This window comes from Streptomyces sp. 840.1, from assembly GCF_003751445.1.
Lineage (GTDB): Bacteria > Actinomycetota > Actinomycetes > Streptomycetales > Streptomycetaceae > Streptomyces.
Genome location: NZ_RJUU01000002.1, coordinates 1,356,051 through 1,368,341 on the forward strand (window position 1 = coordinate 1,356,051; position 12,291 = coordinate 1,368,341).

The 12,291-nt window shown below is 71.9% G+C and carries 11 protein-coding genes; 1 reads left to right on the forward strand and 10 read right to left on the reverse strand.

Going from position 1 to position 12,291, the window contains the following annotated elements; genetic code table 11:
• Window positions 1-19 precede the first annotated feature (19 nt).
• Complete coding sequence (locus EDD93_RS32145; RefSeq protein WP_123529179.1) at window positions 20-2,866, reverse strand: M4 family metallopeptidase; 2,847 nt, start codon at window positions 2,864-2,866, stop codon at window positions 20-22.
• Window positions 2,867-3,004: 138 nt separating this feature from the next.
• Between EDD93_RS32145 and EDD93_RS32150 the strand changes: the two genes are divergently transcribed.
• Window positions 3,005-4,009 (forward strand): LuxR family transcriptional regulator, encoded by a 1,005-nt coding sequence (locus tag EDD93_RS32150; protein ID WP_185092583.1) that lies wholly within the window; start codon window positions 3,005-3,007, stop codon window positions 4,007-4,009.
• 19 nt (window positions 4,010-4,028) lie between these two features.
• On the opposite strand, the gene EDD93_RS32155 is transcribed toward EDD93_RS32150, so the two are convergent.
• The 9 genes from EDD93_RS32155 to yhfZ form a co-directional block, all read right to left on the reverse strand.
• Complete coding sequence (locus tag EDD93_RS32155; RefSeq protein WP_123529182.1) at window positions 4,029-4,280, reverse strand: hypothetical protein; 252 nt, start codon at window positions 4,278-4,280, stop codon at window positions 4,029-4,031.
• A gap of 128 nt (window positions 4,281-4,408) precedes the next feature.
• Window positions 4,409-5,650 (reverse strand): phosphopentomutase, encoded by a 1,242-nt coding sequence (locus tag EDD93_RS32160; RefSeq protein WP_123529184.1) that lies wholly within the window; start codon window positions 5,648-5,650, stop codon window positions 4,409-4,411.
• 10 nt (window positions 5,651-5,660) lie between these two features.
• Window positions 5,661-6,824 (reverse strand): alanine racemase, encoded by a 1,164-nt coding sequence (locus tag EDD93_RS32165; RefSeq protein WP_123529186.1) that lies wholly within the window; start codon window positions 6,822-6,824, stop codon window positions 5,661-5,663.
• Between the two features lie 2 nt (window positions 6,825-6,826).
• Window positions 6,827-7,951, reverse strand: a complete 1,125-nt coding sequence (locus tag EDD93_RS32170; protein WP_123529188.1) for an aminotransferase class V-fold PLP-dependent enzyme — start codon at window positions 7,949-7,951, stop codon at window positions 6,827-6,829.
• A gap of 1 nt (window position 7,952) precedes the next feature.
• Complete coding sequence (locus tag EDD93_RS32175) at window positions 7,953-8,909, reverse strand: phosphotriesterase (protein ID WP_123529190.1); 957 nt, start codon at window positions 8,907-8,909, stop codon at window positions 7,953-7,955.
• A gap of 90 nt (window positions 8,910-8,999) precedes the next feature.
• Entirely contained in the window at window positions 9,000-10,334 is a 1,335-nt protein-coding gene (locus tag EDD93_RS32180) for a YhfT family protein (protein ID WP_123529192.1), read from the reverse strand.
• Between the two features lie 43 nt (window positions 10,335-10,377).
• Complete coding sequence (locus EDD93_RS32185; protein WP_024491812.1) at window positions 10,378-10,734, reverse strand: DUF2620 domain-containing protein; 357 nt, start codon at window positions 10,732-10,734, stop codon at window positions 10,378-10,380.
• A 55-nt stretch (window positions 10,735-10,789) separates the two neighbouring features.
• Window positions 10,790-11,176, reverse strand: coding sequence for a PRD domain-containing protein (locus EDD93_RS32190; protein WP_123529194.1), 387 nt, complete (start codon window positions 11,174-11,176; stop codon window positions 10,790-10,792).
• Between the two features lie 95 nt (window positions 11,177-11,271).
• Complete coding sequence (gene yhfZ / locus EDD93_RS32195) at window positions 11,272-12,210, reverse strand: GntR family transcriptional regulator YhfZ (protein ID WP_123529196.1); 939 nt, start codon at window positions 12,208-12,210, stop codon at window positions 11,272-11,274.
• Window positions 12,211-12,291: the final 81 nt, after the last annotated feature.

Below are 12,291 nucleotides of genomic sequence, written 5' to 3' on the forward strand. Positions count from 1 at the left end.
GCAGTGTGGTGCGACAGGTTCAGCAGTTGCCCGCCGGACGCTCCCGCGTCACCAGGTCGGTGTAGCCGGTCGTGCCGTCCAGCCACACGACCCGCTTGCCGGTGTCGGCGGACGGGAGTATCTGGTCACCGCGGTTGCAGGAGACGCGCTGCGCGCCGCCCTTGCCGTCCGGGGCCACCTGGTACAGCTTCGGCATGGTCTCGTTGGCGTAGCTGGTGGCCATCGGGACGCTCATCACGGTGACCGCGTCGTCGGAGGCCGTCAGCGAGTACGTGAACACCGGGTCCTTGCTCGCCTCGGGCAGCACGGTGATGGGGTCCGAGCCGTCGAGGGCGGAGCGCTCCACGGAGGCCCGGCCCTCGTCGGTCAGGTCCTGGTCGAGGATCCAGAAGACGCCGTCGTCGGTGATGGCCGTCTGGCCGATCCCCATCGCGGTGTTCTTGTCGACGGAGGGCATCAGCTTCTTGGCCCCGGTGTCGGTGTCGAAGACCTCGACGCCGAGCTTGTAGCCGTCGCTCTCCGCCCACAGCTTGGCGTACGCGATCTTCCCGTCCTTCACCGACGGCATGGCGGTGGAGAACTGGTAGCCGCCGCCGTCCACCTTGCCGATGGCACCGGTCCTGATGTTGATGTACCCGACGTGCCCGCCGCCCGTGTACGGGTCCATCTCGGTGTAGACGAGGTAGTCGCCGTCGATGGCGAGCGCGGAGACATCCGTCCCGGAGGCGCCCACGACCTTGTCGATACCACCGGAGACCGGATGCACGTGGAACTTGATGCTCGTCGCGGTGTACTCCGCCCAGGCGACGGTCTTGCCGTCGGTGTCGGCGTACACGTTGTAGTTGCCGTTGTTGCCGCTGACCAGGGTTGTGCCGCCCTTGCCGCTGGTCCTGCCGGTCCAGACCGAGTACGGTTCGCTGCCGTCCTCGTTGGTCCGCGAGGTGGCGTAGCGCCCGCTGCCCGCGCCCGCCCCGGTGCCGGCGATGTTGACCTTGCCGAGCAGCGTGTCGCTGTCGACGCCGATCGCCTTCTCCCAGCCCGGCACGATGCCGTGCGCGTCGAAGGAGCGCTTCACGAGCTTCAGCTGCGCCTTGGAGACCCCCAGCTCCTGTGCTGCGGCGATGACCGCGGCGCGGCCCTCGGTGAAGCCGTCCAGGGGCGTCATGTACGCGGTCAGCGCGCGGTAAACGATCTTGTCGGCCAGGTCGGCGCCGAGGTCCTGGCGCATGTCCCACAGGGCGCCGGAGAAGATCGTGGAGTTGAGGTGGACGCCGCCGTTGTCGGAACGGTAGGAGGCCCCGAGGAAGTTCTTCGACGTGGTCGCGCCGTCGTCCAGGTCGCGCAGCGCGCACTCGCGGGGTCCCGCCGTGGTGCACAGGTCCTCACCCAGCAGCGCGGCGTCCGGGTCGTCCATGGAGATGTGATTGGCCGCCAGGTCGATCGCGTTGCCGAAGTAGTCGGCCAGCGCCTCGTTCATGGCGCCGGACTGGCCCGCGTACACCAGGTTCGCACTGTGCTCGATGACGCCGTGGGTCATCTCGTGGCCCACCACGTCGGTGTCGGCGGAGAAGGTGCGGTAGTCGCCGCCGCCCTGCCCGTACACCATCTTGCTGCCGTCCCAGAAGGCGTTGTTGTACGGCCGGCCGTTGCTCACGACGCCGACGAGGGAGTAGATGAAGCCGCCCTGGCCGTCGAGGCTGTCCCGGCCGAACGTCGAGTGGTAGTAGTCGTAGACCTGGCCGGCCGCCCAGTGGGCGTCCACCGCGCCGGAGTTCGTGTACTCGGGACCGAGCTCCGGGCTGGCGGGCCGGAACGTCTTGATGCCGCTGGGCCAGGCGCCGGACGCCGAGGAGGCCTCACGGCCGCGGGCGTCGTAGGTGGCGATCATGACGTTGCTGTCGCCGGCGGCGCGGCGCGAGTAGTCGATCGTCTGCAGGGCGCCGGAGGTGTCCCGGTAGAGGTTGACCTCGGTGCTCTCGCCGTTGTACCGGGTGCCGGTGCCCTTGACCACCAGTTCGTCCGACGCGGCGGTGCCCGCGTCGGGCACGCTGCCCGTCGCACCCGCCGCGCCGGCTGCCGCGGTGCCGGCGCCGAACGTCTGCAGGGCGCTGTACTGGAGCAGCGGGTAGCCGGAGTGCGCGTCTACGTAGACCTCCTGCGCCAGCGGCTCACCGGTCGCCGGGTCGACACCCGTGACCGTGATGTGGCGGGTCAGCACGCCTTCGCCCTGCGGCAGGATCGTCAGCCCGTTCGACTTGCCCGTCAGCGCGGGGGCGGTCGGGTCCTTCTCGGTGGCCGGGGCCCGCAGCGGGGCGTCGCCGAGACCGGACGTCACCGCGCCGACGGCCCGCGAGATCGCCGTCTTCTCGGACACCGCCGCCGTGGTCGTGGCGACCTTCAGGTCCGTGAAGTACTTGCCCGACGTGCCGGTGACGGTCCGTCGGCCGTCACCGTCGGTCATACGTACGACATACTGGCCGCCGAGTACGGTGACGCCCTTGTACTTCTGCTGGAGCCGGACGGTCTCGTCCTTGCCGGTCTTCTGGGTGGCGACGGCCGTGAGGTCGCGCCCCGGATCGGCGATGTGGTAGCGGCTCTTCCTGGTGGCCAGGTGCCCGCGCGCCGCGTCGGCCGCGCTGCCGGTGGCAGCCGCCCTCTCGCTGAGCCCGGTGACGAGGGCCGGGGTGTCCGTCCCGGTGCCGGACGCCGCGACGACGGGGCCGGGCTCCGTGTCGTCGGCGTGGGCGCCGGACACACCGGCGAGCATCATGCCGGCGGTGGCCAGCAGGACCGCTATGCCCTGCCCGGGGCGTATGCCGGAAGCCGGCGAGGTGCCCGATGATCTCCGACGTGCTGAAGTACGCAAGGTGTTGCCTCTCGTAGGCACCGACGGTGGTTGTGGGGGACATGCAATACCGGGGTTCGCCCCTGAACAATGAGTTGCCGGTGCCGATTTGTGGACGTGTCCACTTGTGTGGCAGCAGGTTCGACGGAGGATCGGGACGTGCGGAAGAACGCAGCTGACTGGCAGGCCCTCGGCCTGGACGGCAAGGAACTGGGTCTCTACGAGGCCCTGTTGAATCCCACCGGACACCGTGATCCGGAAGCGCTCGCCGCCGCGCTCGCACTGACACCGGCTCAGTTCGACGAAGCGTGTGCGCGGTTGGAGAAGCTCGGCTTCATCCGGTCCGCCCCCGCCGGCAGACTTCCCGCAGCCGTCAGTCCCGCCATCGCGATCCGCAACCGGATCCACCTGCGCAAGGCCGAACTCCTGCGCACATCGGCCGAACTGGAGACGCTCACCGCGTCCGTGGGCCGCCTGGCCGCGGAGATGCTGGGCGGGATGGCGGCTGCCCGGACGACCGGCATCGAGACGGTGCGCGGCCGCCTGGCCATAGCGGAGCGCGTCGCCTCCCTGCTGGCCTCGGCGACCAGCCGGGTCAGCCTTCTCGACCGGCCGCCGTACGCCGCGAGCGACCCCGCGGGCACGCCCGCGCCGCTGGCCGTGGGCGATCTGGTCGCGCGGGGCGTGGAGGTCCGGGTGGTGGTGGACCGTGAGGGGCTGAGCTTCCCCGGCCGCGCCAGGGGACTGGGCGAGCTGGCCGGACAAGGGGTGCAGATCCGGCTCGCGGCAGACCTGCCGACCAAGCTGATCACCGTGGACGACCAGGTGACCCTGCTGCCACCGACCGACGTCGCCGATCCGACGGCCGCCGCGCTCGTCGTCAGCGACGCGCTGCTGGGAAACGCTCTGGTGCCGCTGTTCGAGGCGGTCTGGGAGCGCTCCATGCCCATCGGACCCGGCGGCTCGGGAGAACTGGACCACGAGCGCAGCGAGTTGCTCACCCTGCTCGCCTCGGGCCTGAAGGACGAGGCGATCGCCCGAAGGCTCGGGGTCCACGTGCACACGGCCCGCCGCCGGATCAGCCGCCTGCTGGTGGAGCTGAACGCCGAGACCCGGTTCCAGGCCGGGGTCCAGGCGCTGCGCAGGGGGTGGCTGACGCCCTGAGCCGGGGCGGGCGGCGCCTTCAGGCGGTGCGGGAGCGGGCCGGGGGCCAGGGCGCGGACAGGACGGGCACGATGTCGTACTGGTAACACGGCGTGGTGAAGCACTGCTTGGGCGCCGGGACGCAGACGGAGCCGAGAGGCGCGACGACGGTGGCGCACGGGTTCGCCGAGGACGCCCCCGGACCCTCCACGGCGTGTGCGGGGCCGGTCGGCGCGAGGGACAGGGCGGCGAGAGCGACCGGCACTCCGGCGCGCAGCAGGTTCTTGAGCATGGGCAACAGGCATAGCCGCTCGGCCGCCCCCGGGGAAGGCTGTCGCGGCTCACGTCACCCGTCCGGGTTCCCGATCGGCCCGAGGCCGCCGCTGCGGACGTGCCGGACCGTCGGCCGGTGTGCCGCGCTCAGGCGGCGCGGCGGCCCGTGTGCAGCGGAGTGCCGCCGGCGAGGCCCTCCGGGTCCAGCGCCAGCGACAGGGCGGCCGTCGCGCCCACGTCCGCCAGGCTGTGCGCGTCCGGGAGGAGTTCCACGCCGTCCGCGCCGGGCCGGTGGATCAGCACCGGGACGTACTCCCGGGTGTGGTGGGCGTGACCGATCGTGGGGTCGTTGCCGTGGTCGCCGGTGACGATCAGCCGGTCGCCGTGGTCAGCGAGCAGTGCCACGAGCCCGGCGAGCCCGGCATCCACCTGTTCCAGCAGCTGTCCGTACCGCTCCGTGTCCTGCTGATGCCCTGCCAGGTCCGTCTCCTGGACGTTCGCGACCACGAGGGCGTCGCCCTCGGCGCGTACCGCGTCCAGGGTGTACGACAGGACGTCGGCCGTGGCGACGGCCGGATGGCGGGTGGCCGCCTCGCACACCAGGATGTCGGCCGCCTTGCCCACCAGGGTGACCGGGATCCCGGCCCGTGCCGCCAGCTCGGGGAGCTGGCGGGTGTGGTCGAGCGGGGCGCCCAGGTGCTGCACCTGGAGGCCCCCGTTGCGGTAGAAGCCGGTGGCGGGGGTGTCGAGCCCGACCGTCCCCCCGTCGCCGGGGCGGACGAAGTCGCGGAGCGGGCCGTCCGCGTGGCCGCCGACCGCGATGACCCGCGCGACCGGGGCCACGTTGCGCACGGTGCGGGCGACGGCGAGGATTCCGCCGGGCCCGTCGAACGGGAGGTCGTCCAGGCGGCCCGAGGCGTTCCAGTTGATGCCGGGATCGGCCTCCAGGTTGTCGTGGACCAGGACCGCCCCGTCGACCACGAGCAGCGGCCTGCCGTCCAGGCGCTCGACCCGGTGACCGGCCGCCGTGAGCGCGTCGGACACCTCGTCCAGGTGGTCGGCGAGCCGGGCCACCGTCACCCGGCTGAAGTCGGCGCCCATCATGGTCTGGTGGCCCGCGAAGGTGTCGGCGCCCGGATAGCCGAGCGCGGCCCTGCCCGCGGCGACGGGCAGATGCGTGCGTCGCACCAGGTCCGGATGCTGGTGGACGAGGCCGAGCCCCAGCGCCCCGAGCACCGGCAGGCGCAACGGCCGCCCGAACGCGGCGCGGCAGTGGTCGAGTACGTGTCCGCAGGTGTCGGCGGTGAGGTCGCCGGGGCGCAGGCTGCCCGCGTCGGGCATGGCGCCGACGCCGAATCCGTCGATGACGACAATGACGGTCTTGGCCATGAGGTGCTCCTTACAGGGCTCGGCCGTGTGCGTCGTAGAGCCCGTTCAGCCGGGGGGCGCCCGAGGCGAGCCCGGAGACGACGGCGACGGTCGAGCGGGTGACGAAGATCTGGGTACGGAAGGCGAGCAGCGCGGTGTCCCCGACCCGGGCGTCCGCCGCGCGGCCGGGCGCTTCGAGCAGCCGGTAGTAGTCGATGTTCTCGGCGGGCGCGTCCTGCACGCCCAGGCGGACGCCCGTGCGCGGCAGGAGGGCGCTGCGGATGTGCGCACGGCTGTAGAAGCCGCCGCCGAATATCGCGGGACGGCCGTCGTCGAGGGTGTGGGCGACCTCGCTCACGTACACGTACGCGGGCTGCTCGGGCTGGGCCGGATCGACGGCGTGCAGCGGGGTCGTGCCGGTGAGGGCGTGGCCGGGCTCGCCGTGGGTCGCTCCCAGTTCGGCGAGCAGCGGGAGGGACGCCATCGAGGTGGCGCTGGGGGCGCTGAGCTTGAGGTCGTGGTGCCCGCGCGCGGCCAGCAGTTCTCGGGCCCGGATCGCCAGGCCGAAGTTGGGGGTCGCGGCGGGCACGCCCGTCGCCGGGTCGCACAGCACGCAGGGGAAGGCGGTAACGCCCGCGATCCGGATGCCGTCCAGCGCTTCGGCCTCCTTGGCGAAGGCGTCCAGACGCTCGAGCGGCACGCCGCCCTCCTGGCCGGGGTAGACGTCGCCCTCGGCGCCTGCGAGCCGGATCAGGACGGGCTGGACGAAGCCCAGTTCGCGGGCCGCGTCCGAGACGGCACGGGCGTTGGCCAGGTCAAAGACCGTCACGGTCTCCGGACGCCAGGCCAGCATCTCGGGCAGCGCGCGCCGCGGGATCTGGACCAGGTGCCCGAGGTTGCCGGGCCGCGCCCCGGCGGCGTGCAGGGTACGGGCCTCCGCCGGGTCGATGGCGGCCGAGCGGGGGATGTGCCGGGCGATGGCCCGGATCAGTTCGGGGTTGCGGCCCAGCTGCTTGACGACGAACCAGAGGCTGATGCCCAGGCGGCCGGCCTCGGCCGCGAGCAGCGCGGCGTTGGCCTCGACGGCGTCCAGGTCGACGACGTAGGTGTCGGGCGGGATGTCGCCGTTCCGGTGCAGCGCGGCCGCTGCGTCCACGAGCCCGGGATTGCGGGTGAGTACGGTGTCGAGGAACACGGTCAGTCGTCCTTCGGGTCGTCCAGGGCGGCGAGCGAGCGGCGCAGGATGTCGATGACGAGGTCCGCGCCCGCCCGCATCGGGTTGATGCGTACGGTCCAGTCGGCCAGCTCGGGGGAGTCGTCCAGCGCGGAGCTGGACATCCGGTAGAAGAGCGGCGCGATCTCGTACCTGGAGTTGGAGCCGACGGGGTAGGGGGCGGCGCCGAACCGGGCGGCGACGGCGGGCAGCCCGGCCGCGACGGGCCGGTCGAGCCGCACGAGCAGGCAGCGGTCCTGGGCGTTGGCGATGCGCACCTCGGCCACCCCGTCCACCTCGCCGGCCGCCAGCCGCTGCGCGACCTCGGCGCCCACCCGCGACTGCACGGACCACATCACGGGCACGTGGGTGAGGGCGCGCAGGGCGTCGAGCGCCTGATGGCCCTGGACCTGCCCGCCGCCGGAGTAGTTGTCGCGGCGGACGTGCTCGACCAGGTCGCCGGCGCCGACGACGAGACCGACGCCCTCCGGGCCGTGCAGCTTGAAGAGGGAGAAGCAGGAGGCGTCGGCCCCCAGCTCCACACCGGCGGCGGGCGTGCGCATCACGGCGTAGTTGTCGTCGACGATCGTGCGGACCCCGGCGGCCCGGCAGGCCGCGATGACTCCGGCCGGATCGTAGGAGTCCGCGAGCCGCTGACGCGTGTGCTGGATGTACGCCCACAGGAACCGGCCGGAGGCCAGGGCCTCGCGCAGCGCCGCGCCGTCGTTGAAGTCGGCCTCGACGGTGTCCACGCCGATGCCCCGCAGGGTGACCTCGGTGGTGCGGTAGACCGGGGCGCGGTGGATGAGCAGCGGGTCGCCCGCCCGCACGGCGGCGTTGAGGGCGGCCCGGATCGCGCCGGTGCCCGCGCCCTGGACGAAGGCGGCGTCCTGCGCCCCGAAGAAGTCCGCCAGCACGGCCTCCACCCGGGCGGTGGTGCGCGGCCGGCCCAGACCGGGGACGACGCCCGCGTCGGACGAGAACAGCTGCTGGCCCTCGAAGTGCGCGGCGGTGGCCTCCAGCAGCCGGAACTGCCGGGTGACGGCGTCGTCCAGACCGACGGTCGCCAGCGGGTGTGTGACGGGAAGGACGGGAGGTACGGGGCTCATGTCAGTTCTCCTCCACGCTCGCGCCGGTCAGGAAGCGCAGCGGGTTGCGGCGGGTCAGCAGGTCGATCAGATCGTCGTCGGCGCCCGCCGCGCGCAGCTCGGGCAGGAAGCTCCGGAACAGGTGCCCGTAGCCCTGGCCGCCCTCGTCCAGCAGGTAGCCGTGGCGGGAGATGTCGCAGCTGAGCAGGGCCCGGTCGGCGTGCCCGGCCTCCACCAGGGCGAGCAGCAGCCGCAGCCGGGTCCGGTCGCTCCGGTAGGCCGATTTGCCCACGGTGTCGAAGGCGACGTACGCCCCGCGCGCCGCGAGTTCCCGGTGGACGCCCGGGTCGTCGAGCAGGTCCTGGTGGCCGATGCTGACGCGGTGGGCGGGCAGCCCCTCACCGGTGAGCAGGTCCAGCTGGGCGAGCCCGCCCCGGCCCAGCTGCGCGTGGGTGGCGAGGGAGAGCCCGGTGGCCCGCGCGGCCCGTGCGCCGGCCCGCAGCACCTTGGCCTCGGGAGCCGTGGGGACGTCCCCGTGGCTGCCGATCTCGCCGAGGACGCCGGGCAGGATGCCGGTCGTGCCGATGCCGTCCTGGATCTCGCGGACGAGGACCTCGGTCAGCTGCTCCACGTCGGCGGTGTCGATCTCCGGGGTGTGGAACGGCTCGTAGTACCAGCCGGTCGCGGCGACCACCGCGACCCGCGACTGCCGGGCGATCTCCGCGAGGGCGGCGACATCGCGCCCCATGCCCCGGCAGGTCAGCTCGACGACGAGGGAGAGCCCGAACTCCTCCCGCAGCGCGCTCAGCTCGGCGGTGACGGCCGCCGTGTGGCGCCGGGGGTCGAGGACGGCCGCACCGTCGCCCCGCTGGTCCAGATCGAGGACGAGGTGCTCGTGTGCGAGGGCCGGGCCGCGTACCGAAGCGGCCTGGATCTCGCCGGTGACGGTGCGCAGGGTGTGCGGAGCGGGGTGGTTCATCGTGGGGTTCCTTCTACGTGTACGGGCCCGGTCCGGCCGGCGGCCTCGCGGCCCCGGCACGCGGGTGGACAGGTCCCGGTCCCGGGGGTGTCAGCCCTTGACCGGGGTGAACAGATCGAGCCAGTACAGGATGTTGAGCAGGATGCCGCCGATGATCACGGCCGCGGGTGCGGCGGCCATCTTCACGACGGGGCGGCCCATCGCCTCGTTCAGCAGGTAGAGCCCGCCGACGACGAGGATGCCCAGTCCGCCGCCCATCGCGTTCGCGGCCATCAGCGAACCGAAGAGGATCGCGAGCTGGAGGGTGTCACCGATCGCGCTGCGCAGGTGTTCGGAGGAGTCGCGGACGCTGGGCAGCTTGCCGAGGACCCGGCCGATCCAGGAGAGGGCCAGCACCTCGGCCGCGAACACGAGCGCACCGACGAGAGCGGCCAGGAACGGGTTCGGCATGAGGTAGCCGATCGGGTACACCAGCGTGAATCCGGCGATCCCGTACGCCCCGGAGGCGAGTGCGGTGGTCGCGATCAGCGGGATGAAGCCGAACACCCGGTAGAAGTCGACCTGGGCCGCCTCCGAGTACTGCCCCTTCGCGATGAGGAAGCTGGTGGCCTCGCCGCCGCCGAATATGTGCATCTGGGCAAGCACACAGACCCCGGCCCCGAGCACCATGAACAGCGGCAGGTACCTGCGCAGCCGGGCCGCGCTCGCGCTGAACAGCGACGCCATCGGGTCGTCCTCCAGGACGATCTCCTCGACGCCCGCCGCCCGGTCCGCCCGGCGCTGCCGGACGTCCTTGGCGACCGCGAGCCCGATGAGCATCAGCACGCCGACGGCCATGGCCAGCGCTCCGGCGAACATGTTCGGCCACAGCTTCATGGTCATGACGACGAGGGCCAGTTCGAGGACGCCCGCGATACCGCCCCACCGGCGGCCGAACTGCTTGGTGATGGCGAGCACCGGGAACAGCGAGAACAGGAACAGGATCGGCGTCGACATCTGCTGCATCGCGGTCAGGAAGTCGACCGGCAGGTCGTGGGCGACGTTGTTCGCGCCGTTCAGGCCGAACACGACGACCGCGCCCCAGGCGGCACCGAGGATGGGGGCGAGCCACTTCTTCGGTGCCAGCATCCCGAGGATGTCCGTGGGCAGGAAGACCAGCCACGGGTTCAGCACACCGGTGGACAGGGCCATCGGCGCGCCCAGTCCGAAGATGAACCCGGCGGAGAGACCGAACGAGACAGCCGTCGTCGCGCTGCGGGTGGTGCGCCCCTGGATGAAGTCCAGCATGAAGGGGCGTACCCCGTCGTTGAAGACGGCCAGGGCCATGTGCGAGATGTAGGCCGTCAGCGCACAGAGGGCTATCACGGTCAGTTGCTGGGCCAGCGTGAAGTCAAGGCTGGCGCCGGCGGCGAGTGTGGTGCTCACGAGTCACTCCTTGGTGCCCGGGACGGTGAGAACAGGCTGTTGTTCAGCCGCGGGCGGCGATGGCGCGCGCCATGAGGGGGGCGATGATGTCGATCTGGTCCATCGAGAAGCCGAAGACCTTCTTGCCTTCGGCGAGCAGGGCGGTGACCTGCTCCTCCGTCGGCACGCTCCGCCCGAAGGTGTGGCAGGCGGCGCTGCCCATCAGGCCGACGAGCACGCCGAGCGAGGCTCCGGCGCCGGTGTGGCAGGTGCCCAGGTAGTAGTCGGCCTGGCCGGCGCGGAGCTTCATCGCGGCGTCCATGTCGCTGGAGGCGACGACGTCGAGCGAGTCGATGCCGAGCTTGCCGATGGCCGCGGTGACCTCGACCTTGCCGACTCCACCGGTGAGGATCTTCGTCATGGCTGTTCTTCTCTCTGTGTGGGTACGGCAGGCGCGGGACGCCTGCCGTGACCGGTCAGGACGCGGGTGCGGAGGGGGACTGCTGGGCCAGGACGGCCAGGTGCATCCCGAGGAAGTTGACTTCGGACTCGGGGAGCGCGGCCCCGAGTTCCCGTTCGGCGCGGGCCGATACGGCGCGGGCACGGGCGACGGCCTCGGGGTGTCCGGCCAGTTCGGCGGCGACCTGGTCGTCGGTGAGGAACTGCTCGATCGCCTCGCCGTCCAGGATCCGCCCGAGCGCCATCATCAGGTGGCTGGTCAGCATGCCTGCCGTCGCTTCGGTGACGGTGCGGCCCTCGGCCTCCAGGGCGGTCAGCTCGGCGGTGACGAAGTCGGCCACCTCGGGCCGGACCGTGCCGCCTTCGCGAAAGAGCTGGATGCGCAGTGCGAGCTGGTCGTCCATGATGATCCTCCTAAAATCAACAGTAACCAGGATTTTGTATTTTGAGGACGAGCGACGCCCCGGAGTTGTGAGACCCCGGTCACTGGGCCCGCCGGTCAGTACGAGGGGACGCGCTCACCCCGCAGTACCTCGTTCTGCAGCCGGGTCACCAGTGACAGATCGAGTGAGTCGCGGACCGCAGCCAGCGCCTTCGTCCCGTCGGACCGGCCGATCACCGCGGCGGTGGAGTTGCGCAGGGCCAGCTCCCGGTTGACCTCGTCGCCGAGCGGCAGCACGTCGACGCCGATCCCGAGCCGGTCCTGCGCCTCGTCCAGGTTCCAGACGGTCGCGTCCACCTCGTTCCGCGCGAACAGGTCGCCCAGCTGCATGTACGACGCCTCCCGCCACTCGACGTCCTCCCGGTCGGCGAAGACCCGCTCCACGAGCATCCGCAGATCCTCCGAGGCGTGGTCGACCGCCACCCGCAGTCCGGGCGTGTCCAGGTCCACCCCGTGCCGCACCAGCATGCCGTGCGCGCCGACGTAGGTGGCGGGGCCGAGATCGGCCACCAGCTCCACCGGGTGCTCGGCGATCAGCTGGTCGGCGGCGAACCGGGACAGGACGACCAGGTCGACCTTGCCCTCCAGCAGTGCGGCGGTCCGGGCCCCCGCGCCTCGCATGAAGGTGATCGCGAACGGCGCACCCGCCTCCTCGAAGGCGCTGCGCAGTCCGGTCGCCAGACCCTCGTAACGCCGCGAGTAGGGGAGCGGCATCGCCGCGAGCAGCGTTCCCAGGCCGGACAGCCGCCACAGGATGGTGCGGTCCGAGTGGACGAGGAAGGTGCCGAGGTGGCCCCGTGCGGTCGTCGAGATCGCGCCGGACTCCTCCAGCAGGCTGAGGGCGGCCTGAACGGTTCCGTTTCCGCAGCCCAGCTCCTGCGCGAAGTCACGCACACGGGGCAGGCGGGTGTCCGGCTCGTGGTGCAGGAGCAGGACGGCGAGCTGCCGCGCGGCGAGGCCGTTGCGGGTGAGGAAGCGGTCGTCGAAATCGTTCACGAATCAAACAGTAACCAGGATTCTGGATACTGACAAGACCCCTGCCGGAAGCCGTCCCGGCCGCCTCGCACACCCCCGCCT

What these genes read in the sequence shown, in the direction of transcription:
- EDD93_RS32160 (WP_123529184.1), bottom strand. Translation starts at nt 5,650, where the DNA reads ATGGCCAAGACCGTCATTGTCGTCATCGACGGATTCGGCGTCGGCGCC.
- EDD93_RS32190 (WP_123529194.1), bottom strand. Translation starts at nt 11,176, where the DNA reads ATGGACGACCAGCTCGCACTGCGCATCCAGCTCTTTCGCGAAGGCGGC.
- EDD93_RS32155 (WP_123529182.1), bottom strand. Translation starts at nt 4,280, where the DNA reads ATGCTCAAGAACCTGCTGCGCGCCGGAGTGCCGGTCGCTCTCGCCGCC.
- EDD93_RS32175 (WP_123529190.1), bottom strand. Translation starts at nt 8,909, where the DNA reads ATGAACCACCCCGCTCCGCACACCCTGCGCACCGTCACCGGCGAGATC.
- EDD93_RS32170 (WP_123529188.1), bottom strand. Translation starts at nt 7,951, where the DNA reads ATGAGCCCCGTACCTCCCGTCCTTCCCGTCACACACCCGCTGGCGACC.
- EDD93_RS32185 (WP_024491812.1), bottom strand. Translation starts at nt 10,734, where the DNA reads ATGACGAAGATCCTCACCGGTGGAGTCGGCAAGGTCGAGGTCACCGCG.